The organism is Pseudomonas sp. CP-1, assembly GCF_021213715.1.
GTDB classification, from domain to species: Bacteria; Pseudomonadota; Gammaproteobacteria; order Pseudomonadales; family Pseudomonadaceae; genus Pseudomonas; species Pseudomonas aeruginosa.
In genome coordinates, this window is sequence record NZ_JAJQKY010000027.1 from 40,505 (window position 1) to 64,412 (window position 23,908).

The 23,908-nt window shown below is 68.8% G+C and carries 21 protein-coding genes; 7 read left to right on the forward strand and 14 right to left on the reverse strand.

Annotation, left to right across the window (positions count from 1 at the left end):
• Positions 1-14: 14 nt before the first annotated feature.
• The 3 genes from xth to LT948_RS30475 all read right to left on the reverse strand — a co-directional run bounded on the left by xth (position 15) and on the right by LT948_RS30475 (position 2,469).
• Positions 15-815: an exodeoxyribonuclease III gene (gene xth, locus LT948_RS30465; protein ID WP_003110540.1), complete on the reverse strand. Its 801-nt coding sequence runs from the start codon at positions 813-815 to the stop codon at positions 15-17.
• A gap of 22 nt (positions 816-837) precedes the next feature.
• Positions 838-1,401: a DJ-1/PfpI/YhbO family deglycase/protease gene (locus tag LT948_RS30470; RefSeq protein ID WP_023092399.1), complete on the reverse strand. Its 564-nt coding sequence runs from the start codon at positions 1,399-1,401 to the stop codon at positions 838-840.
• 135 nt (positions 1,402-1,536) lie between these two features.
• Positions 1,537-2,469 (reverse strand): NAD(P)/FAD-dependent oxidoreductase, encoded by a 933-nt coding sequence (locus tag LT948_RS30475; RefSeq protein WP_004346014.1) that lies wholly within the window; start codon positions 2,467-2,469, stop codon positions 1,537-1,539.
• A gap of 83 nt (positions 2,470-2,552) precedes the next feature.
• Here LT948_RS30475 and LT948_RS30480 point away from each other — a divergent pair, with 83 nt between their 5' ends.
• On the forward strand, positions 2,553-2,981 hold the full coding sequence (locus LT948_RS30480) for an Rrf2 family transcriptional regulator (RefSeq protein WP_023092400.1): 429 nt from the start codon (positions 2,553-2,555) through the stop codon (positions 2,979-2,981).
• A gap of 64 nt (positions 2,982-3,045) precedes the next feature.
• On the opposite strand, the gene LT948_RS30485 is transcribed toward LT948_RS30480, so the two are convergent.
• Positions 3,046-5,454, reverse strand: a complete 2,409-nt coding sequence (locus tag LT948_RS30485; RefSeq protein WP_033995793.1) for a TonB-dependent siderophore receptor — start codon at positions 5,452-5,454, stop codon at positions 3,046-3,048.
• Between the two features lie 342 nt (positions 5,455-5,796).
• On the opposite strand from LT948_RS30485, the gene dkgB reads away from it, so the two are divergent.
• Positions 5,797-6,615 (forward strand): 2,5-didehydrogluconate reductase DkgB, encoded by an 819-nt coding sequence (gene dkgB / locus LT948_RS30490; protein WP_019484598.1) that lies wholly within the window; start codon positions 5,797-5,799, stop codon positions 6,613-6,615.
• A 49-nt stretch (positions 6,616-6,664) separates the two neighbouring features.
• On the opposite strand, the gene LT948_RS30495 is transcribed toward dkgB, so the two are convergent.
• A complete protein-coding gene (locus tag LT948_RS30495; RefSeq protein ID WP_003110534.1) occupies positions 6,665-7,123 on the reverse strand; it encodes a GNAT family N-acetyltransferase in 459 nt (152 codons plus the stop codon).
• Between the two features lie 131 nt (positions 7,124-7,254).
• Here LT948_RS30495 and pdxR point away from each other — a divergent pair, with 131 nt between their 5' ends.
• Positions 7,255-8,745: a MocR-like pyridoxine biosynthesis transcription factor PdxR gene (gene pdxR, locus LT948_RS30500; RefSeq protein ID WP_033995791.1), complete on the forward strand. Its 1,491-nt coding sequence runs from the start codon at positions 7,255-7,257 to the stop codon at positions 8,743-8,745.
• A gap of 15 nt (positions 8,746-8,760) precedes the next feature.
• Here the strand turns inward: pdxR and LT948_RS30505 are convergent, their stop codons facing one another.
• The 5 genes from LT948_RS30505 to fepB all read right to left on the reverse strand — a co-directional run bounded on the left by LT948_RS30505 (position 8,761) and on the right by fepB (position 14,045).
• Positions 8,761-9,087 (reverse strand): gamma-glutamylcyclotransferase family protein, encoded by a 327-nt coding sequence (locus tag LT948_RS30505; protein WP_003093540.1) that lies wholly within the window; start codon positions 9,085-9,087, stop codon positions 8,761-8,763.
• A 61-nt stretch (positions 9,088-9,148) separates the two neighbouring features.
• Entirely contained in the window at positions 9,149-10,858 is a 1,710-nt protein-coding gene (locus tag LT948_RS30510) for an amidase (RefSeq protein WP_023092402.1), read from the reverse strand.
• A 200-nt stretch (positions 10,859-11,058) separates the two neighbouring features.
• A complete protein-coding gene (locus tag LT948_RS30515; RefSeq protein WP_003129378.1) occupies positions 11,059-12,090 on the reverse strand; it encodes a FecCD family ABC transporter permease in 1,032 nt (343 codons plus the stop codon).
• Positions 12,087-13,109 (reverse strand): FecCD family ABC transporter permease, encoded by a 1,023-nt coding sequence (locus LT948_RS30520; protein WP_003118181.1) that lies wholly within the window; start codon positions 13,107-13,109, stop codon positions 12,087-12,089. Before LT948_RS30520 ends, LT948_RS30515 begins: the two co-directional genes overlap by 4 nt.
• 30 nt (positions 13,110-13,139) lie before the next feature.
• Positions 13,140-14,045 (reverse strand): Fe2+-enterobactin ABC transporter substrate-binding protein, encoded by a 906-nt coding sequence (fepB, locus tag LT948_RS30525; RefSeq protein WP_003093531.1) that lies wholly within the window; start codon positions 14,043-14,045, stop codon positions 13,140-13,142.
• Positions 14,046-14,170: 125 nt separating this feature from the next.
• Between fepB and LT948_RS30530 the strand changes: the two genes are divergently transcribed.
• Positions 14,171-14,968 (forward strand): ABC transporter ATP-binding protein, encoded by a 798-nt coding sequence (locus LT948_RS30530; RefSeq protein WP_003093530.1) that lies wholly within the window; start codon positions 14,171-14,173, stop codon positions 14,966-14,968.
• Between the two features lie 6 nt (positions 14,969-14,974).
• On the opposite strand, the gene LT948_RS30535 is transcribed toward LT948_RS30530, so the two are convergent.
• Entirely contained in the window at positions 14,975-15,763 is a 789-nt protein-coding gene (locus tag LT948_RS30535) for an IclR family transcriptional regulator (protein ID WP_003119004.1), read from the reverse strand.
• A 255-nt stretch (positions 15,764-16,018) separates the two neighbouring features.
• On the opposite strand from LT948_RS30535, the gene LT948_RS30540 reads away from it, so the two are divergent.
• The 3 genes from LT948_RS30540 (at position 16,019) to LT948_RS30550 (ending at position 20,562) form a co-directional block, all read left to right on the forward strand.
• A complete protein-coding gene (locus LT948_RS30540; protein ID WP_016252977.1) occupies positions 16,019-18,103 on the forward strand; it encodes a TonB-dependent receptor in 2,085 nt (694 codons plus the stop codon).
• A 46-nt stretch (positions 18,104-18,149) separates the two neighbouring features.
• Positions 18,150-19,457 carry an NtaA/DmoA family FMN-dependent monooxygenase gene (locus tag LT948_RS30545; protein ID WP_003129381.1) on the forward strand — a complete coding sequence of 436 codons (1,308 nt, stop codon included), beginning with the start codon at positions 18,150-18,152 and terminating at the stop codon, positions 19,455-19,457.
• A gap of 436 nt (positions 19,458-19,893) precedes the next feature.
• A complete protein-coding gene (locus LT948_RS30550; protein ID WP_003104779.1) occupies positions 19,894-20,562 on the forward strand; it encodes a TIGR04211 family SH3 domain-containing protein in 669 nt (222 codons plus the stop codon).
• An 83-nt stretch (positions 20,563-20,645) separates the two neighbouring features.
• On the opposite strand, the gene LT948_RS30555 is transcribed toward LT948_RS30550, so the two are convergent.
• The 3 genes from LT948_RS30555 to LT948_RS30565 are packed head-to-tail and all read right to left on the reverse strand — an operon-like array spanning position 20,646 to position 23,879.
• Entirely contained in the window at positions 20,646-21,707 is a 1,062-nt protein-coding gene (locus LT948_RS30555; protein WP_003111357.1) for a 2,3-butanediol dehydrogenase, read from the reverse strand.
• 43 nt (positions 21,708-21,750) lie between these two features.
• Complete coding sequence (locus tag LT948_RS30560; RefSeq protein WP_073657409.1) at positions 21,751-22,863, reverse strand: acetoin dehydrogenase dihydrolipoyllysine-residue acetyltransferase subunit; 1,113 nt, start codon at positions 22,861-22,863, stop codon at positions 21,751-21,753.
• Complete coding sequence (locus LT948_RS30565; protein WP_003104786.1) at positions 22,860-23,879, reverse strand: alpha-ketoacid dehydrogenase subunit beta; 1,020 nt, start codon at positions 23,877-23,879, stop codon at positions 22,860-22,862. Before LT948_RS30565 ends, LT948_RS30560 begins: the two co-directional genes overlap by 4 nt.
• Between the last annotated feature and the right edge of the window lie 29 nt (positions 23,880-23,908).

Genomic DNA, 23,908 nt, shown 5'->3' on the forward strand with positions numbered 1-23,908 from the left:
CGGGGCCAGCTCGGCTAGCGCCGGGGCTCTGAGGGACGCCGCAGGCTTACCCAGGCCGGCGCGTGGTCGCTGGCGTGCTCCTCGCCGCGCACCCAGCGATCCACCCCGGCGTCTTCCAGGTGGTCCGCCAGGCTGGCGCTGAGCAGCAGGTGGTCGATGCGCAGCCCGGCGTCGCGTTGCCAGTGCTGGCGGAAGTAGTCCCAGAAGGTATAGAGGCGCCGGTCGGGGAAACGCTGGCGTAGCGCGTCCACCCAGCCCTGCCGCAGGAGGCGCTCGAAGCACTCGCGGGACTCCGGCTGGAGCAGGGCGTCCTTTTTCCAGGAGCGGGTGTCGTAGATATCGAAGTCGCTGGGCACCACGTTGAAGTCGCCGGCCAGCACCACCGGATGGCCGCTCTCCATCAGCTCGGCGGCGTGGCGGATGAGGTGCTCGAACCAGGCCAGCTTGTAGTCGAACTTCGGTCCCGGCTGGGGATTGCCATTGGGCAGGTAAAGACTGGCCACCAGCAGGCCGTCGACGGCCGCTTCGAGGTAGCGGCTGTGGGGATCGCTGGCGTTGCCCGGCAGGCCGCGGCGTACCTCCAGCGGCTGGCTGTCGCGGGCGAGGATGGCGACGCCGTTCCACGCCGACTGGCCCTGCCAGATCGCGCCGTATCCGGCCCTCTCCAGCGCCGCGGCGGGGAAGCGCGCGTCGGGCGTCTTCAGTTCCTGCAGGCAGACGATGTCCGGCGCTTCCCGCTCCAGCCAGGCCAGCAGCGCGGCCAGCCGGGTCTGGATGCCGTTGACGTTGAAGGTGGCGATCTTCAGGGTGTCCACCGCTTGTCTCCGCGAATGACGATCAGGCGGCCGCCTGCAGGGCTTCGCCGATGGCTTCGTTGAACGCCTGCAGGTCACCCGGGTTGCGCGAGGTGATCAGGGTCCAGCCGTGCGCCGGGCAGACTTTCACCCGCGTGTCGACCCAGTCCGCGCCGGCGTTGGTCAGGTCGATACGCACGCTGGAATAGGAGGTCAGGGTCTTGCCGCGGGCGACACCGGCGTCGATCAGCAGCCAGGGGCCGTGGCAGATGGCGGCGACCGTCTTGCCTGCGTCGCTGAATTCCCTGACCAGGCGCCGGGCCTCGCTGTCCTGGCGCAGGGTGTCGGCATTCACCGTGCCGCCGGGGACCAGCAGCAAGTCGTAGTCCTCGGCGCGCAGGCCTTGCAGCCTGGCGTCGGAATTGACGATCAGGTCCTTCTCGCTGTCGTGCACCCAGGTCTGCGCTTCGCCGCCCTCGATGGTCGCGTGGGTGACCGTGGCGCCCTGTCGCTTCAGGGTCTTCAGCGGTTCGAGCAGCTCGTCGCGCTCGATGCCGGTGTTGGCGGTGATGACCAGGACGTTCTTGCCTTGCAGCTTCGCGCTCATGGTTTTCTCCTCTGCTGGGGCGCTCGTAGCGGGCGCCGTGGCGTGACATGCAGGAGAGTGGAAAGCCGGAACGCCGGGGAGTTCGAAAGATTTGCCGGGCGGTGGGCCGGATCCTTGGCCTGTCAGCCTCCGGCGTCAGCGGAACAGCAGCGAATGATGCGCCGCGCCACCGGTGCGTGCGCCGTCGCCCACCGCGATGGCGACGTTGCCGGCCGCCAGCGCCGCGTCGCCGCAGGCGAAGACGCCGGGAACGCTGGTTTCGCGCATGCCGTCGGTCCTGATGAACGGCCCGCTCGGCCCGTCCTCGAACTCGCAGCCGAGCAACGCCGCCAGCGGGCTGGCCATGCGCGTACGCGGCTGGGTGAACAACCCCGCGAGCGTAATCGTGCGGCCGCTGGCCAGGGTCACGTCGGCGCGCGCGCCGCCCAGCGCGACCACGGCTTCGCGCTCGATCGCCACGCCGCGCCGGTCCAGCCTGGACATTTGCTCGGCATCCGGTTCGAAGACGCCGTTGAGGAAGAAGGTGGTCGCTCCCCAGTCGGGCAACATCAGGGCGTGGTGGATGGCCAGCGGTGAGGCCGCCAGTACGCCAATCGGCCCGCCGTCCAGTTCGTAGCCGTGGCAATACGGGCAATGGAACACGTGCCGTCCCCAGCGCTCGGCAAGACCGGGGATCTCCGGCAGCTCGTCGGCGACCCCGCTGGCGAGGATCAGCCGGTGCGCGGTGAAGCGTTCTCCGTTGGCGGCCTTCACCACGAAACCGTCAGCCTCCTTCTTCGCCGCGACGGCGGCTTCGGACAGCCACTCGACGCTGGGATAGGCCAGCAACTGGGCGCGGGCGTCATCGACGATGGCCGCCGGGTCGCGGCCGTCCTGGCCGAGAAAGCCGTGGGAGGCCCGGGCGAAGCGGTTGCGCCGCAGTCCCGTGTCCATCACCAGCACCCTGCGCCGCGCCCGCGCCAGTTGCATGCCCGCGGAGATGCCGGCGTAGCTGCCGCCCACGATGATCACGTCGAAAGTCATGGCGTATCTCCCATTCGGATAGTCACGCAACAACGTAAGTTTCATGAACGGCGTTTGTCAACGCTCTCGTAACTTTTTCTGTAGCGAGAGATACTCATGGCTTTTCCGTCTCCACGAGTCCGCCGTCCATGAGAAACGACACCCGCCTCTCGCGCATGCTCCATGTGCTGATCCATATGGCCCGCCAGGAAGGGCCGGCGACTTCCGAAGCCATCGGGCAGATGCTCGGCACCAACCCGGTGGTGGTGCGACGGACCATGGCGCTGCTGAAGAACGAAGGCTACGTGAGTTCGGAGAAGGGCCATCGCGGCGGTTGGCGGCTGGCCAAGCCGCTGGCGGACATCACCTTGCTGGATATCCACCAGGCGCTGGGAGCGTCCTCGATCTTCGCCATCGGCCTGTCTACCGATCATCCGGAATGCCTGGTCGAGCAGGCGGTCAACGAAGCGCTCGGCGAGGCGTTCGAGGCGGCGCAGGCGTTGCTCCTGGAGCGCCTGGGGAGCGTCACGCTGGAGCAGTTGGCGAGCGAGTTCGAGCGCCGCTATCGGCCCTGCTGAGGCGCCTCGAAGGGCCGTTCGGACACCGCCGCCGCACCTGCGGAGGCACGCCGGCGGTCCGGGATCAGAGCGAGTACTTCACCGTGAACATCAGGTTGCGCGGCTCGCCGTAGTTGAGGTTGCCGAAGTCGATGCCGCTGTAATAGTACTTGTCGAACAGGTTGTTGAAGTTCAGCCGTGTGTCGATCCGTTCGCTGACCTTGTAGCCGAGCATGGCGTTGACCACGGTGTAGCCGCCCTGCTGGAAACCGGTGCTGCTGTCCTCGGTCTTGCTCTGGGTGGCCAGGTCGCCGCCGACGCGCCATTTGTGCAGTTCGCCGGGTAGCGTGTAGCTGGTGGCGAGCTTGAACAGGTGGCGTGGCTTGGCCGCGTCGAATGGCTTGCCCTCGTTGGCCTTGTTGCTGTCGTGCTTGTACTTGGCGTCGACGTAGGTATAGCCGGCCATCATCTGCCAGTCGTCGCTCAGCGCACCGCTCAGCTCCAGGTCGACGCCCTGGCTGCGGACCTTGCCCGAAGCGCGCGAGCAATAGCGCGAGGTGGGGCTGAAGGGGCATGGCGAGGGGCCGCCGACGTCCTCGGTGGCGCGGTTTTCCTGGTCGATCTGGAACAGCGCGATCTGCGAATTGAGCGCGCCGCCGAAGTGTTCGCCCTTCAGGCCGATCTCGTAGTTCTTGCCGGTGATCGGGTCGAGCAGGCCGCCGCCGGCGTCGAAGTTGCTCTGCGGCTTGAAGATGTCGGTATAGCTGGCGTAGACCGAGTAGGTCTGGTTCAGGTCGTAGATCACCCCGGCATAGCGGGTGACGTTGCGGGTGACCTTGTAGCTGTCGGTATCGGCGTCGGCCTTATACCAGTCCAGGCGCCCGCCGAGGATCACTTTCAGCGGGTCGGCGAGGTTCAACCGGGTGGTGAGGTAGGCGCCTTTCTGTTCCTGGTCGAGCTTCATGCCCCACAGGCTGGTGTTCAGCCTCGGCTTGAGGGTCGAACTCGGGTCCCACTGGGTCGGGTCCATCGGCCCGGTCGGGGTGCCGTCCTTGTTGAACAGGCTGCCCCAGCCGCCGTGGCCGTCGAAGCGTTCCTGGCGATAGCTGGCGCCGACCACCAGCTCGTGCTCGCGGCCGAGCAACTGGAAGGGACCGTTGGCATAGGCGTCATAGCTGTCGTGGTCGTCGGTGTAGCTGTAGTCGCCGGGGTTCTGGGTCATGCTGGCGCAGCCGGTGGTCGAGTAGTAGCAGTCGTTGTACAGCCCGAGCATGTTGATTCGCGCCCACAGCTTGTCGGCGGCCAGCTTCATCTGCCAACCGTTGGCGAAGCGGTGGGTCAGGTCGCTGAACAGGTGGGTGGTGTCGGTATCCCAGTAGGACCAGTCGGCGCCGTAGTAGGACGAGCGCTTGAGGTCCAGGTGGCGGCCGCCCAGCGGGCTGGGCAGGCCTACCCAGTTGTCGTTGCGGTTGTCGTTCTGGTTCGAGGCGCCGATGGCGAAGGTGGTGTCCGGGCTCAGGTCGGCTTCGGCGATTCCGTAGAACACGCCGCGTTCGCTGCTGACGTGGTCCTGGAAACTGTTGCCTTTCTGGTAGGCGACCACCGCGCGGCCGCGCAGGGTTCCTTCGCTGTTCAGCGGACCGGAAACGTCGGCCTCGCTGCGATAGCGGTCCCAGGTGCCGACGCTGCCTTGCAGGGAGGCGCGGAAGTCCTGGGTCGGACGCTTGCGCACCATGTTGATCGCCGCCGCCGGGTTGCCTGCGCCCTGCATCAAGCCGGTGGCACCGCGCACCACTTCGACGCGGTCGAACATGGCCAGGTCGGCGGCGGAAATGACGTCCTGGGTATAGGTGGAAATGCTCGTCGGCAGGCCGTCGTACATGATGTTGTCGACGTCGAAGCCGCGCGCCGCGTACTTCACCCGGGCCGGCCCGTACTGTTGCACGGTGAGGCCGGTGACGCCCTTCACCGCGTCGTTTAGGTCGCGCATGCCCTGGTCGTCCATGCGCTGGCGGGTGACCACGCTGACCGACTGAGGGGTCTCGCGGATCGACATCGCCAGCTTGGTCGAGGTGCGCATCGCCCGGGTGGTGTAGGAGCCGCTGTCTTCGGTGATGGCGGCGGTGGCCGGGTCCTGGGTGGCGACCACGCTGAGCGCGCCGAGGTCGACGCTGTCGCCGGGGGCGATGCCGGCACCTGTCGCAGCGGCCTCGACCCAGGCGTCGCCGCCCCGTACCTCCCCGCTCAGTCCGGAACCTGCGAGCAGACGCTGCAGTGCCTCGCTCGGCTCCAGCGTGCCGCGTAGGGCCGGTGCGCGCCGGTCGGCCACGGTCGCGCGGTCGAAACGGATGCGCAGGCCGCTGGCGCCCTGCAATTGCTCGAGGGATGCGGCCAGGGGCTGAGCGGGAAGGTCAAGGGCGATGGGAGCGGCCTGGGCGGCCAGGGAAAGCGAGGAGAGACCGAGCAATAACGCACTGGAAACGACGTATTTCATCTGCAGTGTCCTGGATGGCGGCGCAGGCAGGCCGTTGGCGCGACCGGCTGCGTTTCTTGTTTATGTGGGAAACCGGCGTAGGAATTCGCGGCGGGGCAAGTGTATGTAAATGTAAAAATGGAGTAAATGATAGAGATTATCGTTATCAGTAGTATTCGTAGAAATCCGATGAACTGCGTCCTGCCAGCGGCTGACGGGGATTTCCGCTGGATACCTCCCGTGAAGGCCGCCTGGATTCGTGATTCCAGCGCAAATGAATTTGCTCGATTCGGGTCTTAATCGAAGAGATGTAAGCCGCCACACTGCGCTTCCTTCGAGTCATCCCGCCCACGGAGCGCAGCCATGTCTTCCACCATCCACCCCCTCCCGTCCTTCGGTCTCGGCACCTTCCGCCTCACCGGCCAGGTCGTCGTCGACTCGGTGCGCAGCGCCCTCGAGCTGGGTTATCGCGCCATCGATACCGCGCAGATCTACGGCAACGAGGCGGATATCGGCCGGGCGATCGCCGAGAGCGGCGTACCGCGTTCCGAGCTGTTCCTCACCACCAAGGTCTGGGTCGACAACTACGCCCGCGAAAAGCTGCTCGCCAGCCTGCGCGAGAGTCTGGAGAAACTGCGCACCGACCGGTTGGACCTGGTCCTGATCCATTGGCCGGCACCCGGCAACGGCGTCGAGCTGGCGGAGTACATGGCGGCGCTGGCGGAAGCCAAGTCCCTGGGCCTGACCCGGCGGATCGGCGTCTCCAACTTCAACATCGAGCTGACCCGCCAGGCCATCGCCGCGGTCGGTGCGGGCGAGATATCCACCAACCAGATCGAACTCAGCCCTTACTTGCAGAACCGCGCGCTGACCGCCTTCCTCGAGGAGCAGGGCATCGCGGTCACCTCGTACATGACCCTGGCCTACGGCAAGGTGCTGAAGGACCCGACGCTGGCCGGGATAGCCGCCAGGCACCGGGCCACGGTCGCCCAGGTGGCGCTGGCCTGGGCGATGCAACTGGGCTACGCGGTGATTCCGTCCTCGACCCGCCGCGAGAACCTCGCCAGCAACCTGCTGGCGCGCGACCTGCGCCTGGACGCCGAGGACATGGCGCGCATCGCCGGCCTCGAGCGTAACGGCCGCGAGGTCAGTCCGCAGGGCCTGGCGCCGGCCTGGGACTGAGAACCGCGTCGAGGGTCCGCCGCGCCGAGGCTCCGGTCGCGCGGTCGGTTCAGAGCTCGATGCGGTATTCGATCACGCCCGGCTTGTCCGCCACCCAGTCGTACAGGCGCTGCGCCCTGTGGTTGCTTTCCTGGGTATGCCAGTAGAGCCGCGCGCAGCGACGTTCCTCGGCCTGCCGGCGGACGTACTCGATCAACTGCTTGCCGATCTGCTGGCCGCGCACGTCGGGCGAGACATAGAGGTCTTCCAGGTAGCAGACGTCCTGTGCCGCCCAGGTCGAGCGGTGGTAGAGGAAGTTGACGATGCCATGCAGGCGGCGACCGTCGCTGGCCACGGCGCAGTGCATCGGTTCGCCCTCGTCGAAGAAGCGCCGCCAGGTGGCCTCGGTGGTCTGTGCCGAGAGTTCGACTTCATAGAACGCCTGGTAGGCCTTCCAGTGTTCGAGCCACTGCTCGAAGTCCTCGTGTGCCACGGGGCGTACCGATACCAGTGTGTGCAGGGATTGCATCCAGTGCTTCCTTCTTTGGCTTGATGGGGCGATCCGGCGTAGGCCGGGACCGAGGGTCTTGACCCGGGTGTTTTTATAGCTGCCTAATGGCTTGCCATATCCCACCAATTAGATGATCGAGGGCAGACCATTTGTTCAGGCAATCACTGCTCGAATCGGTCAAGGCGCGACTCCTCCATCCACAGCTCCAGGCCCTGCCGCTGCATGCGCGAATCCAGCGCGCGATCCGCCAACTGATCCTCGACGGTGCCCTGGCGCCGGGCAATCCGTTGCCGGCCTCGCGGGCGCTGGCGCAGTCGTTGGGGGTATCCCGCGACACCGTCGAAGCGGCCTATTCGCACCTGCATGCCGAGGGCTTCATCGAGCGTCGGGTCGGCAGCGGCAGCGTGGTGGCCGCGGCTACCCGGCTGTCCCCCGGCCGGCGCGGTGCGGGCGCTCCACGACGGGTCGGCGGCGCGCCGCGACTGAGCCGGCGTGGCGAGGCGATGCAGGCTGGCGGCGGGGTTCGCGAGCAGCTCGTCCCGCGCCCCTTCGCTCCCGGCGTGCCGGAGACCCGCACCTTTCCCCTGGCGACCTGGGAGCGCCTGCAGCGCCAGGTCCTCAAGGAATATGGCGCGCGCGCCCTGACCCACGGCGACCCGCAGGGCGCCGAACCGCTGCGCCAGGCGATCGCCGACTACGTCAACCTGGAGCGTGGCGCACGCGCCACGGCCGACCGGGTACTGGTGCTGACCAGTTCGCAACAGGCGCTGGGTCTTTGCGCCAGCGTGCTGCTCGACGCCGGCGAGCGGATATTCGTCGAGGACCCGGCCTACTACGGCGCGCGCAAGGCCTTCGAGGCCGCAGGCCTGGAGTGCCTGCCGGTCCCGGTCGACGAACAGGGCCTGCGGCCCGAGCCGATCCTCGCCCAGCCGCAGGCGGCGCGGGCGCTGTGCCTGACCCCGTCGCACCATTACCCGACCGGCGTGACCCTGTCGCTGGAGCGTCGCCTGGCGCTGATCGAATGGGCGCAGCGGCAGCAGGCATGGATCATCGAGGACGACTACGACAGCGAGTTCCACTACGCCGGCCGGCCCACCGCCTGCGTGCAAGGCCTGGACGTCCACGAGCGGACGCTCTACATCGGCACGTTCACCAAGTCGCTGTTTCCCGGCCTGCGCATCGGCTACATGGTCCTGCCGCCGGCGCTGGTGGCACCGATGACCGTCGCCCGCTCCCTGCAGGACGGGCACAACGCCTCGCTGGCGCAACTGACCCTGGCGCGCTTCATCGCCGGCGGCCACTTCGGCGCCTACGTGCGCGGCATGCGCAACCTCTACGGCGAGCGCCTGGGATTCCTCGCGGAGCGGGTAGGCAAGCGTCTGGGCGGCCTGGTCGAGCCGCGCGTGCCGGCCGGCGGGCTACAGATGCCCGGGCTGCTCTGCGCGGAAATCGACGAAACGCGCGCCATCGCGGCGGCATACCGCGCCGGTGTCGAGCTGGTCGGGCTCAGCGCCCTGCATCTCGCCGCGCCACCGCGAGCGGGTTTCCTGATGGGCTTCGCCGCCTACACCACGGACGAGCTGGAGGCGGCGGTCGGGGTCCTCGCGAAGACCCTGCGCGCTTTGCGTGCGAATCCCTAGGTCGCCGGCAAGCGTTCAGTCGCGCAGGGCGTAGACGTAGGCATCGACCTGGGCGCCGTCGGCCAGCGTTACCCGGGTCGCCACGCGCCGGTATTCGGTGCCTTCGAATTCATCCAGCGCGGGCCAGTGCTCGGCGAGGCGGTCGGAGACGAACACATGGCCGTGGATTTCCTCGCCGTCGGCGTCGATCGCCAGGCCCGGAAAGCCCATCCCGGCGCCCCAGCCCTTTTCCAGCAGGCGACCGCGGAGGCTGGCCGCCTGCCATTGCCCGCCGATCTTCTGCATCAGGTGTTCGTTGGGACGGCCGGGGCCGAGGCTGCCGTAGACGAAGAGTCGCTGCATCGATAACTCCCTTGAACGGAACAGCGTGGGCGCAAGACGTGAAGCCTTCCGCCCGCGCCTTTCACTTGCTTGCCAGCGGTGGAGTACGCGGCGGCACGATACGCCGCGAGCCGGTCGACTCGAAGGCCGCGGCGAAGCGCAGCAGCGCCGAGTCGTCGTAGGCGCGGCCGGCGAAGGTCAGGCCCACCGGCATGCCGATGTCGGCCATCACCCCCATCGGTACGGTGACCGTCGGCACGCCGAGGTGGCGGATGGCGAGGTTGCCGTTGGCGACCCAGACACCGTTGCTCCAGGCGATGTCGGCCGAGGCCGGGTTGACGTCGGCGTCCGCCGGGCCGACGTCGGCGACGGTGGGGAAGAGCACGGCGTCCAGGCGCAGGCGTCGCATCCACTCCTCGAGGTCGATCCGCCGGGTTTCCTCGAGGCCGCGCAGGCCATCGGGGAGGGTCGCGATCCGGTCCCAGGGCTTGATGCCGCGCTCGGCCATCCGCACGTATTCGTCCATGCCGGCGGCCAGGTCGCCCTCGCGGTTGGGCAGGGTGCCGGGGTCGTGGGGGAAGATCTGCGGGCCGTCGACATCCGCCAGGCGGTTCAGCTTCGGATCGCCATTGGCGCGCAGGAAGTCGTCGAAGCCCCAGGCCGAGAGTTCCCACAGCTCGTCGTGGAGGAATTCCTTCGACACCAGGCCGCGGTTGAACACGGTGGGCGCGCCGGGTCGGTCGCCCTCGCAGTTCGACACCAGCGGGAAGTCCACCTCGATCACTTCGGCGCCGGCGGCTTCCAGGGCCTTGCGCGCCTGTTCCCAGAGGGCGATGACCGAGGGCCGGGTATGGATGCGCTGGCCGGTCGGGCCGCCGATCCCGGGGGACTCGCTGGTGCCCGCATCGGGGTCGGCGTTGATGAACATGCGCGGCACGCCGAAGCGCTTGCCGGCCAGGGCCTCGGCGCCTGCGGCCAGGGCCGGGTAGCTCGCCGGGCGTACCTCGGAGGCCTTGGGGATCGGCACCCAGGGCTGCATGCGCCAGAGGTCGCCGCGGGTATCGGGATCGTCGGCGACCACTACGTCGAGGATTTCCAGCAGGTCGGCCATGCTCCGCGCATAGGGCACCACCACGTCCATGGTCGGCGTCAGCGGCCAGTTGCCGCGCACCGAGATCACCCCGCGCGAAGGGGTGTAGGCGCACAGGCCGTTGTTCGACGCCGGGCCGCGCCCGCTCGACCAGGTTTCCTCGGCCAGGCCGAAGGCGGCGAAGCTGGCCGCGGTGGCGGTGCCGGCGCCATTGGAGGACCCCGAGGCGAAGGGCGCGGTGAGGTAGGCGGCATTGTACGGGCTCTCCGCGCGGCCGTAGACGCCGCGCTGCATGCCGCCGTTGGCCATGGGCGGCATGTTGGTCTTGCCCAGGCAGATCGCCCCGGCGGTGCGCAGGCGCTCGACGGTGAAGGCATCGCGCTGGGCCACCAGGTCCTTGAACGCCGGGCTGCCGGAAGCCGCGGTGAGGCCCTTGACCAGGTAGCTGTCCTTGGCGGTGTAGGGAATGCCGTCCAGCGGACCGAGGGTCTCGCCACGCGCCCGGCGGGCGTCGGAGGCCTGCGCTTCGGCCAGCGCATCGGGATTGCGCACCACCACCGCGTTCAGCGCGGTGGGCGTGCCGGGTGCATCGTAGGCGTCGATCCGCGCCAGGTAGGCCTGGACCAGTTCGACCGCCGTGGTACGACCGGACTCGAGCGCGTCACGCAGCTCGGCGATGGAAACCTCGGTGACCTCGATCATGCTGTCACCGCCTGGCGAATGGAGACGGGGAGACCGTTAGCGACGCTCATCATCGTTCCTCTTGTTCTCTGCTTGCTGCGACGGGGGCCGCGAGGCGGCCGGGTCGATACAGGGGATGCAGTGTACATCCTGGCCGGCGTTCGCGGCTTCCCTGGCGGGGGCGCGGCAACGGCAGCCTGGGCGGTCGTTGAGGCCAGGGCTCAGATCCGGCGGCTGCGCAGCAGTAGCCAGAGCAGGTAGAAACCGCCGAGCAGGCCGGTCATCAGGCCGATCGGCAGGTTGGCGACGTATGCCAGGCGCTGGCCGAGCAGGTCGGCGGCCAGCAGCAGGACCGCGCCCATCAATGCGCCGGACAGCAACGGCACCCCGGCCGAGCGGGTCAGGCGCCGGGCCAGTTGCGGGCCGGCCAGGGCGATGAAGGCGATGGGGCCGGCCGCGGCGGTGGCGATGGCGGTCATGCCGACGGCGACCAGGACCATCTGCAAGCGCACGCGCTCCACCGCCACGCCGAGCTGGGCGGCGCTGGCATCGCCCAGCTCCAGCACTTCCAGGCGACGACCGTGGTACAGCGCCAGCGGCACGCTGGCGAGCAGGCCCAGCGCTGCCGGGACGACGTGCGACCAGGTCCGGGTGTTCAGCGAGCCGGCCAGCCAGAGCTGGGCGTACATCGCCTGGTCGAGGTTGCCGGTGACCAGCAGCAGGCTGTTCAGGCCCGACAGGCTGGCGCCGACACCGATGCCCACCAGCACCAGGCGGTAGCCGCCGGCGGTGGCGCCCCGGCGCGCCAGCAGCACCACCGCCAGCGCCGTGCAGAGGCCGGCGGCCAGCGCCGCCAGCGAGGTGGCCAGCGGGCCGGCATCGAACAGGATGATCTGCACGATGGCGCCGCTGGCGGCGCCGGTGGTGAAACCGATGACGTCGGGCGAGCCCAGCGGATTGCGCGAGATCGACTGGAAGATCGCCCCGGCCATGCCCAGCGCGGCGCCAACCAGGCAGGCGGTGAGCACCCGTGGCAGGCGCACGCGCTGGACGATGCGCTGGGCGGTGGGGTCCTGGCCCTGGCCGAGCAGGCTGGCGAACACCTCTGCCGGGCCCAGCGCCAGGCTGCCGGTCCCCAGCAGGGCCGCCGCCAGCGCCAGCCCGATCCCCGCGAGGACCAGGCAGGCCAGCGCCGCCCGTGGCCGCCAACGCAGCGACAGGGAACCCAGGCGCAGGGCGTGGAGACCGTTCACAGGCGGCTCAGGCGGAAGCGCCTGACCAGGACGATGAAGGCCGGCCCGCCGAGCAGCAACGCGACGATTCCGGCGGCGATCTCCGCCGGCGCCGCCAGCAGCCGCCCGAGGATGTCGGCGCCGAGCAGCAGGCCGGCGGCGATCAGCGCCGAGAAAGGCAGGATCCAGCGCTGGTCCGGTCCGGCCAGCAGTCGCGCGAGGTGTGGGGCGACCAGCCCGACGAAGGCGATCGGCCCGGCCAGGGCGGTGGCCGCGCCGGCCAGCAGCATCACCGCCAGGCAGGCGAGCAGCCAGGTCAGGCGCAGGTCGACGCCGAGCGCCCGGCCGATCTCCTGGCCCAGGGCCAGGGCATTGAGCCTGGCGGCGAGGGCGAAGGCGGCGGCCAGCCCGGCGCCGATGGCCAGGCCCGGCCATCCGAGCAGGGCGAAGCCGCTGCCGGAAAGCGAGCCGGCGGCCCAGTGGCGGAAGCGGTCGAAGACTTCCGGCGGGGCGTTCAGCACGATGATCCCGGTCAGCGAGGCGAGCATCACCGACAAGCCGGCACCCGCCAGCACCAGGCGCACCGGGTTGGTGCCGGTCTCGCGGGCCTGGCCGAGAAGGAATACGGCGATGCCGGCCAGGCCGGCGCCGAGGAAGGCGCAACCGAGGTACTGGCCCATGCTCGCCAGGTCGAACAGCGCGACCCCGACGATCACCGCCAGCGCCGCGCCGGCGTTGATTCCCAGCAGGCCGGGTTCGGCCAGCGGATTGCGCGTCAGCGCCTGCATCAGCGCGCCGGCCACTCCCAGTGCTGCACCGGCCAGCAGCGCCACCAGGGTGCGCGGCAGGCGCAGTTCGCGTACCACCAGGTGGCGATCATCGTGCGGATCGACGGCTTGCAGGGCATCCAGGGTGACCGCCAGGGGCACCGGCCGCGAGCCCAGCGCCAGGCTGGCCAGGGCCGCCAGCGCGAGCAGCAGCGCGCCGGCGAGCAGGCCCCAGGCGCGCAGGCGCCGGCGGCGCATCGGGGACGCCTGCATGAGCGGACTTCCGGCGAACGGGCGCATGGCTCAGCGGAAATGGCGGGCGACGTTGTCGATCATCTGCCGCCCCGAGTAGTAGTCGATGCGGAAGGAACTGGGGCCCAGGGCGTACACGCGCTTTTCGCGCACCGCCGACAGGTTGGCCAGCACCGGGTCGGCGAGGAACGCCTGCACGTCGTCGTCGCTGGCGCCGAGCAGGAACACGCTGTCGCCGGCGATGGCGGCGGGCAGGTTTTCCCGCGAGATGAACTGGAAGTCCGAGGCGCGCGTCACCTTGCCCGCCAGCGCCTCCGGCAGTTCCGCCACCTGGAAGCCGAGGGCTTCGAGCAGGCGTGCCTGGGGGCTGGCCTGGCGGCCGATGGAATAGCTGCCGGCGATGTTGTAGCCGACCACGCTGACCGGGCCCTGCGGCGGCGCGATGGCCGCGGCGACTTCGGCGGTGTAGGCGTCGAAGCGCTGGATGGCGGCCTGCGCCTGGCGTTCCAGGCCGGTGTGCCGGCCCAGCTCGGTAGCCAGTTCCTGCCAGCTGTGTTTCGAGTAGTCGACCACCAGCGTCGGTACGCCCTGCGCCTCCAGCTCCGCACGGTATGGCGCGGCGCTGTCGGCGCCGGTGGCGGAGGCGACCAGTAGGTCCGGATCCTGGGCGATCACCGCTTCGATGTCGAAGCGCAGGTTGCGGTAGAGCACCTCGACGCCACGCTGGTCGGCGACCTTCGCCCATTGCGAGAAGAAGCCCTTGGCGTCGGTCAGGCGACTTGGCGTGGTGGCGGCGCTGGCCACCAGCGGCGCGTCCATCGCCAGCAGGATGCCGGTGACGCTCGGGGTGGTGGAGACGATCCGCGCCGGCTTCGGCTCCCCGGCCGCGGCGAGGGTGGCGAACAGGCTCAGGGCGAGGGCGAGTAATGGCAGGGCGGAGCGGCGGCGGGTCGGCATGAAGGCTGTTTTCGCTGTAGGGGAAGCCGGGCGGACGGATTCATATGATAATGCTTCTCATGCAGTCTATTCCATAATGTAGAATCGATTCCACATATTCGAGCCATCTCATCCAGGAACCTCCCATGACCCATCGCCTGCACGCGGACGCCGTGACCTTGCGTCGCGACGCGCGGACCGTTTCGCGGAATCTCTCGCTGGCCATCCCCGAGGGTTCGTTCAGTGTGATCGTCGGGCCCAACGCCTGCGGCAAGTCGACCCTGCTGGCGGCATTGTCGCGTCTGTTGGCGCCGGCCGAGGGCCGGGTGGTGCTGGATGGCAGGGATATCCACAGCCTGCCGGGGCGGGAAGTGGCGCGGCGTCTCGGCCTGCTGCCGCAGAGCGCGCTGGCGCCGGATGGCATCACGGTGGCCGAGCTGGTGGCGCGCGGACGCTATCCGCACCAGTCGTTCCTGCGCCAGTGGTCGCCGGCGGATGAGCGCGCGGTAGCGGCGGCGCTACGCGCCACGCGGGTCGACGGCCTGGCCGAGCGACCGCTCGACGCGCTCTCCGGCGGCCAGCGGCAACGCGTGTGGATCGCCATGGTGCTGGCGCAGGAAACCCCGTTGCTGCTGCTCGACGAGCCGACCACCTACCTGGATATCGTCCACCAGATCGAATTGCTCGAACTGCTCGCCGAGCTGAATCGCCAGGGGCGCACCATCGTCGCCGTGCTGCACGACCTCAACCAGGCCTGCCGCTATGCCTCGCACCTGATCGCCATGCGTGACGGCGCGATCCTCGCCGAGGGCGCGCCGGCGCATATCTTCACCGAGCGTCTGGTGGAGGAGGTGTTCGGCTTGCGCTCGTTGATCATCGCCGACCCGGTCAGCGGCACGCCGCTGCTGGTGCCGCGCGGGATCGCCGCCGACGCGCCGGGCTGAGGTGGCTCAGCGCGGCGGCGGCCGCATGCCGGGATGGAGGACCAGGCCGCCGGTGGACTGGTTGACCTGCAGCGCCTCGTGGAACAGCGCGTCGCGGTCTTCCGCCGACTGCAACTGGCCGAGATCGGTCACCGTGGTCATGGCGCAGACGATCTCCTGCTGGGCGTCGAACACCGGCGCCGCCTGGCCGGTGACGTTCGACAGCAGGTGGCTGGTCAGTTCGGCCCAGCAGCGCTCGCGCACCTCGTCGAGCAGCGCGCGGCTCGGCGGGCTGCCGCGGAAGTGCGCCGGTTGCTGCTTGCGCGCGGCGTCGACCACGGCCTTCGGCAGGAAGGCCTGGAACACCAGGCCGCAAGCGGTATTGTCGATGGGCAGGATATCGCCCAGGGCCAGCGGGTTGATCGAGAAATAGGCGCTGCGGTACCAGCGCACCAGGGTCGGGCCGCGCTCGGTCCAGATCGCCACCCCGCCGCTGGCGGCATGCCGTTGGGCCAGGGCCTTCATGTGGCGGGCGGCGATATCCACCGCGTCGATCCGCTTCAGCGCGCCTATGCCGATGCTCAGCGCCGCCGGCCCGAGGTCGTAGAGACCGCTGAGCGGGTCCTGGCGGGCCAGGCCTTCCTTCACCAGGCTCTGCAGGTAGCGGTGCGCGGTGGAGCCGCCGGTGCCGGTGCGCCGGGCCACTTCGCCGAGGGCCAGCTCGCCTTCGGCGTTGGCCAGGGTCTTCAGGAAGCGCGCGGCGATGGACACCGACTGGATGGTGCCGGAGCGCTTTTCGCCCGGGGCGTCCGGCATCTCGTCCGCCGGGGGCTGCGAAGTATTCAACGGCTCGGTCTCCTCACCACGGTTGATCCATAGGCTTCGGTCCGCGCTGCGGTGGCGCGGGCGGCGCCCATGATACCGATTCCCCGGGGCGGTGGGGCGCCGCGGAAGGGACGGGCGTAGGAGATTTCATATTTCGCAATGAGGAATGTATTCCCCATTGAGGAATGATCTGGCGGCGTGATAGCCTGAATGGAAAAGAGAGTCATTCCCATTTGGAGAAGATCCTTGAACGCCCGCACGCACCGCACGCTCAACCGGGGAATCGGCGTCGTCACGCTGTCCACCCTGCTCGCCTCGCCATCGGCACTGGCCCGGGAAAACCCGCCCGCCGAGGACGAACCCGCCGCCCTCGAGGCGCTGGTCGTGACCGGCGAGAAACGTGAACGCTCGCTGAAGGACACGGCGTCCTCGGTATCGCTCACCAGCGCCCGCGACATCGACCGCAAGCAGACCGGCAACGCCTCGGTCGCCGAGGTGATCAATGGCAGTCCCAACGTGGTCTACACCGACTCGGTGGGCGCGCCGATCATCCGCGGCCAGGACACCCAGGGCCCGAACAACGGGCAGAACGTGTTCTGGGGCGGCACCGTGCCGCGGGCGACGATCAACCTCGATGGCCACTACCTGAACTACAACGAGATGTTCTTCGGCGCGACCTCGGTCTGGGACGTCGACAGCATCGAGGTGTTCCGCGGCCCGCAGACCACCTCCCAGGGCGCCAACGCCATCGCCGGGGCGATCATCGTCAACACCAAGGACCCGACCTTCAGCCCCGAGGCTGCCTACCAGGCGGAGATCGGCAGCTACCATTCGCGGCGCAGCTCGATCGCAGTGTCCGGCCCGCTGGCGCAGGACTTCGCCGGGCGCCTGGCGGTGGACTACGCGGGCCGCGACACCTTCATCGACTACGACAACCCGAAGTTCCAGGACAGCGGTACCGACCAGGACTTCCGCGCCCTCAACGCGCGCGCCAAGCTGCTCTGGCTGCCCAGCGGAATTCCGGGCCTGGAGAGCAAGTTCACCTTCTCCCACAACGACAGCAACCGCCCGACCCAGGAAGCGGCGACCCGCCCGTTCGACAAGCTCGACCATCGCTCGACCACCATGCCCAGCTGGGAGCAGGACACCAACACCAGCATCCTCGACGTCGCCTATGACCTCGACAACGGCATCCGCCTGTTCAACCAGGCGCAGTACTCGCTGTCCTCGGTGCACCGCACCACCGGCGCGGGCGGCGAGGGCGACGCCGACATCCGCCAGAAGAACGCCTCCAACGAATCGCGGATCAGCTTCGGCGAGCAGGAGGACCGGGTCAGCGGCATGGGCGGGGTCTACTACGCCCGTACCCGCACCGACGAGACGCTGCACCTGCGCGGGCTGTCGGCCTTCGACGACACGAAGAAGAACCTCGGTGTGTTCGGCGAGCTGAACTACCGCCTGAGCGACCGCTGGACCCTGACCACCGGCCTGCGCTACCAGGAGGATCGCATCGAGCGCAGCGGCAACTCGGTGCTGGCGCCGCGTCCGCTGGACTACCAGAAGACCTTCTCGGCCTTCCTGCCGAAAGTCTCCCTGGCCTTCGCCGCGACCCCGGACTGGACCGTCGGTGGCCTGGTCAGCCGCGGCTACAACCCCGGCGGCGTGTCGCTCAACCTGACCACCCGCAACTGGGCCTACTTCAAGGAAGAAACCATCTGGAACTACGAACTGTTCACCCGCGCCAGCCTGCTCGACGGCCGCCTGCTGCTGAACGGCAACCTGTTCTTCATGGATTTCAAGGACGCCCAGTACAACATCCCGGTGGTGGTTTCGCCGGGGGTGGCGCAGTCGTACACCATCAACGCCGAGAAGGCCCATGCCTACGGCATGGAGCTGGACCTCGACTACCGCCTGCGCGACGACCTGCGGCTGAAGGCCAGCGCCGGCGTGCTACGCACCCGGATCGACGAGATGTCCGGCAATACCGGCTACGAGCACAACGAGTTCGCCCGCTCGCCGGGCTATACCCTCAGCTTCGGACCGAGCTGGGACGTCACCGAGCGCCTCAACCTGAACGCCCAGGTGCGCTACCTGGACGGCTACTACTCGGACACCGCCAACACCAAGGCCTACTCGATCAAGGCCTACACCCTCACCGACGCCCGCGCCAGCTACCGCTTCAACGACCAGGTGCAGCTCTATGGCTACGTGAAGAACGTGTTCGACGACCGCTCGCCCACCTACATGCAGGAAAACCGGGGGATCGGCGGCATCGAGGCGAGCATGACGCAGCCGCGGACCCTCGGCATCGGCATCAAGGGCACCTTCTAGGCGCCCCGAGAAGCCGGCCCCAGAGCCCATACAGGAGATTGGCACGATGAGTACCCCGAAACGCCTGCACATCGGCATGTCGCTGGCCCCCACCTGGCTCAGCGGCGATGCCTGGCGGCGCCCCGACAGCAACATCGAAGGCATCTTCGGCAGCGATTTCGCCGTCGACATCGCCAGGCGCTCCGAAGCCGCCCACCTCGACTTCGTGTTTCGCCCGGACGTCAGCAGCCTGCCACTGGACGTGCTGGAGACCGGCTCCGGCTTCGCCAGCCTGGATCCCACCGTACTGCTTGCCGCGGTCGCCCGCGAAACCTCGCGGATCGGCCTGGTGTCGACGGTCTCCACCACGTTCTATCCGCCCTACGTGGTGGCCCGGCAGCTGCAATCGCTGCACTGGATCAGCAACGGCCGCGCCGGCTGGAACATCGTCACCGCGCTGCAGGGCCACGAGAACTTCGGCCTGGACGCGATGCCCGATGCGGAGCAGCGCTACGCGCGCGCCGCCGAGTTCACCCGGCTGGTGCACGACCTGTGGGACAGCTTCCCCCGCGAGGCACTCCTGGTCGACCGCGAGAGCGGCCGCTACGCCGACGTTTCCCGGGTGCGCCCGGTCGACCACGACGGCGAATTCCTCAAGGTCAAGGGACCGCTCAACCTGCCGGCCTTCGGCGAGGCGCGGATTCCCCTGGTGCAGGCCGGCGCCTCCGAGAGCGGGCGCGACTTCGCCGCCTCGGTGGCCGACCTGGTGTTCGCGCCGACTCCGGACAAGGAGGCTGCCCTGGAACTGCGCCGCGACCTTTCCCGCCGCGCCGAACGCCACGGTCGCTCGCCGCGCGACGTGCGCCTGCTGCCGGGCTTCAGCCTGTACCTGGCGGAGAGCCGCGAGGAGGCGCGGGAAATCTTCATGCAGACCCACGCGCGCCTGGACCGCGCGCGCAAGTTCGCCACGATCAGGCAGATGCTCGGCCTCGACCTCAGCGACTGGCCGCTGGACCGGCCGATTTCCGCGGCCGACCTGCCGCCGCCGGTGGCCAACCCCGGCAGCCGCACCCACACCGACCTGCTGCGGCGCCTGATCGAGCGCGAGACGTTACGCCTGGACCAGTTGCTGCTGCGCCCCGAGGTGGTTTCCGCGGCGCACTGGCAGGTCATCGGTACGGTGGACGATGCCGTCGAGCAGATCGTCGACTGGGCCGCCGCCGGCGCCATGGACGGTTTCATCGCCGCGCCGGGAGGCTCGGTCGGCTCGCTGCGGCTGTTCCTCGAACAGGTGGTGCCGCGCCTGGTGGAGAAGGGGCTGTTCCGCGAGCGCTATAGCGCCACTACCTTCGCCGGGCACCTGGCAGAGGAATGATGGAAAGGGCCGGCGACGGCCGCGACCTGGCGGCGATGGCGAGCGAGTGACCGCCTGCGGTTGGCCGCCTGACGGGCCCGCTGTATCGCAGCACGCCATCCGACCGGTGGGGCGTGGTACAGGCGAGGGAGCCTCTGCCTTGGCGTAGATACCGTCGTACCCCGGGGATCATCCGGACAGGTCGCAGCCTGGGCAGCGCTGGCCGTCGGCAGGCCTGGCATTCTGCTGTTACAACCATCCATCCATTCCTGCGGAAACGAGTGAACTCAATCGCCCCGAGCGCTGTCTGTCAGCCGTCGGCCCAACCGGGCCGGGCGCATGGCCCTTGGCCATGCGGTAGTCCCGCCCCGGTCGCGCGCTTGTCCATAACAATTCGACTGGCCGGCTTTTTCGCTCCCCTTTGCGGGTTTCGTTCTCTCGCCATGTGAAGATTGCCATGTCCCTATCCCGTCGCATCCCCGCCGCTCTTTCCCCGTTCCAGAACCGCGTCATCGGAGCCTGCCTGCTCGGCGGCCTGCTGGCGGCCGGCGCCCCGGCGCAGGCCGAGGAGGCGACCGGCAACGCGCGCTGGGTGAGCGACAGCCTGACCACTTTCGTGCGCAGCGGCCCCACCGATGGCTATCGCATCGTCGGCACCCTCACCTCCGGGCAGAAGGTCGAGCTGCTCGGCACCCAGGGCAACTACAGCCAGGTGCGCGGCGAGAACGGCAGCACCGTGTGGATTCCCAGCCGCGACTTGCAGGAGGTTCCCGGCCAGGCCGAGCGCCTGCCGCAACTGGAACAGAAGGTGGCCGCCCTGACCGCCGAGCTGGACGGCATCAACGACACCTGGAAGACCCGCGTGCAGGGCATGCAGGAAACCCTCGACACGCGCAAGAAGTTGATCGACGAATTGCAGGCGGCGCGCAGCAACCTGGACGCCGAGCTCGGCAAGGCCCGCTCCGACCTGCGTGCGGTGCAGGCGCAACTGGGCGACGAGAACAAGCAGGTGCTGATGCGCTACATGGTCTACGGCGGCAGCATCGCCGGCGCCGGCCTGTTCGCCGGGCTGATCCTGCCGTCGCTGCTGAGGGTGCGGCGCAAGCGCAACGACAAGTGGTTCTGAGCCTCCGCCCGCGTCTCTGCGTTTCGTAAAGCAAGCCCCGCCGGCCGCGGGGCTGTGTCGCAAGCGCGACAAGGGCTGAAGCGTCAGCCGCCCGGCGAGACGATGATCTTCACGTTGTGCTCCTTGTTGTTCACCAACTCTTCGAAACCGCGCTCGACGATTTCTTCCAGGCCGATGCGACCGGTCACCAGCGGTGCGATGTCGAGGCGGCCGTCGGCTATGAAGGCGATCACGTCGGCGAACTCGCCGTTGTAGGCGAGGGCCCCGAGCAACTGCTTCTCGGTGGAAACCAGCTCGAAGAAATTGAATTCACTGGGCTCCTCGAAGATTCCCACAAGCACGCATTTGCCGGCCTTGCGGATGGCATCGATGGCCAGCTTGGCGGTGTGCTTGTTGCCGATGCATTCGAAGCTGACGTCGGCGCCAAGCCCGCCGGTGAGGGCGCGGATTTCGCCTAGGGCGTCGCACCGCGAGGGGTCGAGCACCTGGCTGGCGCCGACCTCCAGGGCCTTGGCCTTGCGCGCCGAGGACATCTCCAGGGCGATCACCTGTGCCGCGCCGGCGGCGCGCGCGCACATGATGGTGCACAGGCCGATGGTGCCGGCGCCGACCACCACCACGTTCTGCCCGAGCAGGCTGCCGGCCTTCTTCACCGCGTGCATGCCCACCGCCAGCGGCTCGATCAGCGCGCCGGCCTCGCTGGGAAATCCGGCCGGCAGGGCGTAGAGCAGGTTGGCCGGTACGTTGACGTATTCGGCGAAGGCGCCGTTGTTCATCAGCCCGGTGAAGGCCAGGTTCTCGCAGATGTTGTACAGCCCATGCCGGCAGTAGTAGCAGGTGCCGCAATGCTGGCAGGCGTCTGCGGCGACCGCCTGGCCGACGGCGAAGCCGGTCACGCCGTTGCCGAGGCGGACGATTTCGCCGCTGAACTCGTGGCCGAGGATGCATTGGTCCTTGAGGCCGGTGAGCGGGTGCGGCGCCTCCACGGGGATGAATACCGGGCCGGCCAGGTATTCGTGCAGGTCGGAGCCGCAGATGCCGCACCAGTGCACGCGGATCTGCACCCAGCCGGGCGGCGGCTCGGCCGGGAGCGGCACGTCTTCCACGCGGATATCGTGGCGGCCGTGCCAGACGGCGGCGCGCATCGCCGCGTTGGCTTGCGGGGAACTGTTCATGTCGGTCGTCTCCTCAATGCTGGCGGAGGAAGTCGAGCAGCAGGCGGTTGACCTGCTCGGCGGCTTCCATCTGCACCATGTGCGCCTGTCCGGGAATGATCTCCACCTGGGCTGGCAGGCCCTCGGCATGCCGCGCCGGGATGATCGCGTCATCGCTGCCCCAGATCGCCAGGACCGGCTGGCGGCCCTCGCTCGCCACGGCACGCAGGTCGTTGCGCTGGCGACCGTCGGCGAACAGGTTGTCCAGCAACTGGCGCAGGGCCGCATCGACGCCTTCCAGGCGCTTGTAGCGGAGCATGTCCTCGAGCATCTGCCGGGTGACCAGCGCGGGGTCGGAGAACAACTGCACCAGTTGCGGCTTCAACGCGTTGCGGTTGGCCGCCTCGACGAAGCCGCGGAGGTAGTCGCCGTTGATCTCCTCGCCGAGGCCGGCGCTGCCGATCAGGCTCAGCGACAGCACCCGCTGCGGCGCCAGGCGCGCGCAGTTCAGCGCCACCGCTCCCCCCATGGAGTGACCGGCCAGGTGTACCTGTTCCAGGTCGAGGTGGTCGAGCAGGGCCAGCACGCTGCCGCTGAGTTCATCGAGGTCGCCGCGCACCAGGGCCTTGCCGGACTCGCCGTGGCCCGGCAGGTCTAGAGCGATCACCCGCCGCTCGGCGGCCAGCGCCTCGTGGTTGAACAACCAGTTGTTCAGGTCGCCACCGAAACCGTGGATCAGCAGTAGCGCCGGATCGCCCTCGCTGCGGTCGAAATAGCGCAGGAGGCGCCCGTCCAGCTCGACTTTCCGCGGTGCCGGTCCGCTATCCCCAGCGTCCTCGTCGGCGGGTACGAATTCGGCCTGGAAGCGTTGCACCAGTGCGTCGATCTCCTCGTCGCTCGCCTCGCCCTCGACCACCACGCCGAGCAGCGCGCCGACCGCCAGGGTCTCGTCCTCGCGCGCCACCTTGCGCCGCAGCACGCCCGAGAAGGGCGCCTCGACGCTGCTGGAGATCTTGTCGGTCTCCACGTCGAGCACCTCGTCGCCTTTCTCGATATGCGCGCCCTCTTCCTTGAGCCAGGCGTCCACCCGACCCTCGGTCATCGACAGGCCCCACTTGGGCATGGTCAGTGTATGGATCCGGCTCATGCCGCGTCCCTCCCTTCCAGGGCCTGGCGCACGGCTGCCTCGATCTTCGCCGCGTCGGGGATGTAGAGGTCTTCCAGGGCGTCGGAGAAAGGCACCGGCGTATGGGGCGCGGTGACCCGGCGGATCGGCGCGCGCAGCGCGGAGAAGGCCCGTTCGGCGACCAGCGCGGCGATGTCGGTGGCCATCGAGCAGCGTGGGTTGGCTTCGTCGACCACCACCAGGCGGCCGGTCTTTTCCACGCTTTCGAGAATGCTGTCCTCGTCCAGCGGGCTGGTGCTGCGCAGGTCCAGTACTTCGCAGGAGATGCCCTGGCGCGCCAGGCTGGCGGCGGCGTCCAGCGCCAGGTGGACCATGCGGCCGTAGGTCACCAGGGTGACGTCGTCGCCGTCGCGGAGGAAGTTCGCCTCGCCGAAGGGTACGCTGTACAGCTCCTCGGGTACCTCGCCCTGCATCGAATAGAGCAGCTTGTGCTCGCAGAAGATCACCGGGTCGTTGTCGCGGATCGCCTGGACCAGCAGGCCCTTGGCGTCGTAGGGCGACGACGGGCAGACCACCTTGAGGCCGGGGATGTGGGTCCATAGCGAAGTGAGCATCTGCGAATGTTGGGCGGCGGCGCGCAGGCCGGCGCCGACCATGGTACGGATCACCAGCGGGGTGACCGCCTTGCCGCCGAACATGTAGCGGAACTTGGCGGCCTGGTTGAGGATCTGGTCCAGGCAGCAACCGGCGAAGTCGACGAACATCAGTTCGCACACCGGGCGCATGCCGCGGGTGGCGGCGCCGACCGCGGCGCCGACATAGCCGATCTCTGACAACGGGGTATCCAGCACGCGGCCGGGGAACTGGTGGTAGAGGCCCTTGGTGACCCCCAGCACGCCGCCCCAGGCGTCGTCCTCGCCGGGCGCGCCGGCGCCGCCGGCATTGTCTTCGCCCATGATGAAGACGCTCGGGTCGCGGCGCATTTCCTGGGCCAGCGCCTCGTTGATGGCCTGCTGGTAGCTGATCTTTCTCGCCATGATGGTTCTCCTCGTTCTTGTTTTCGGGC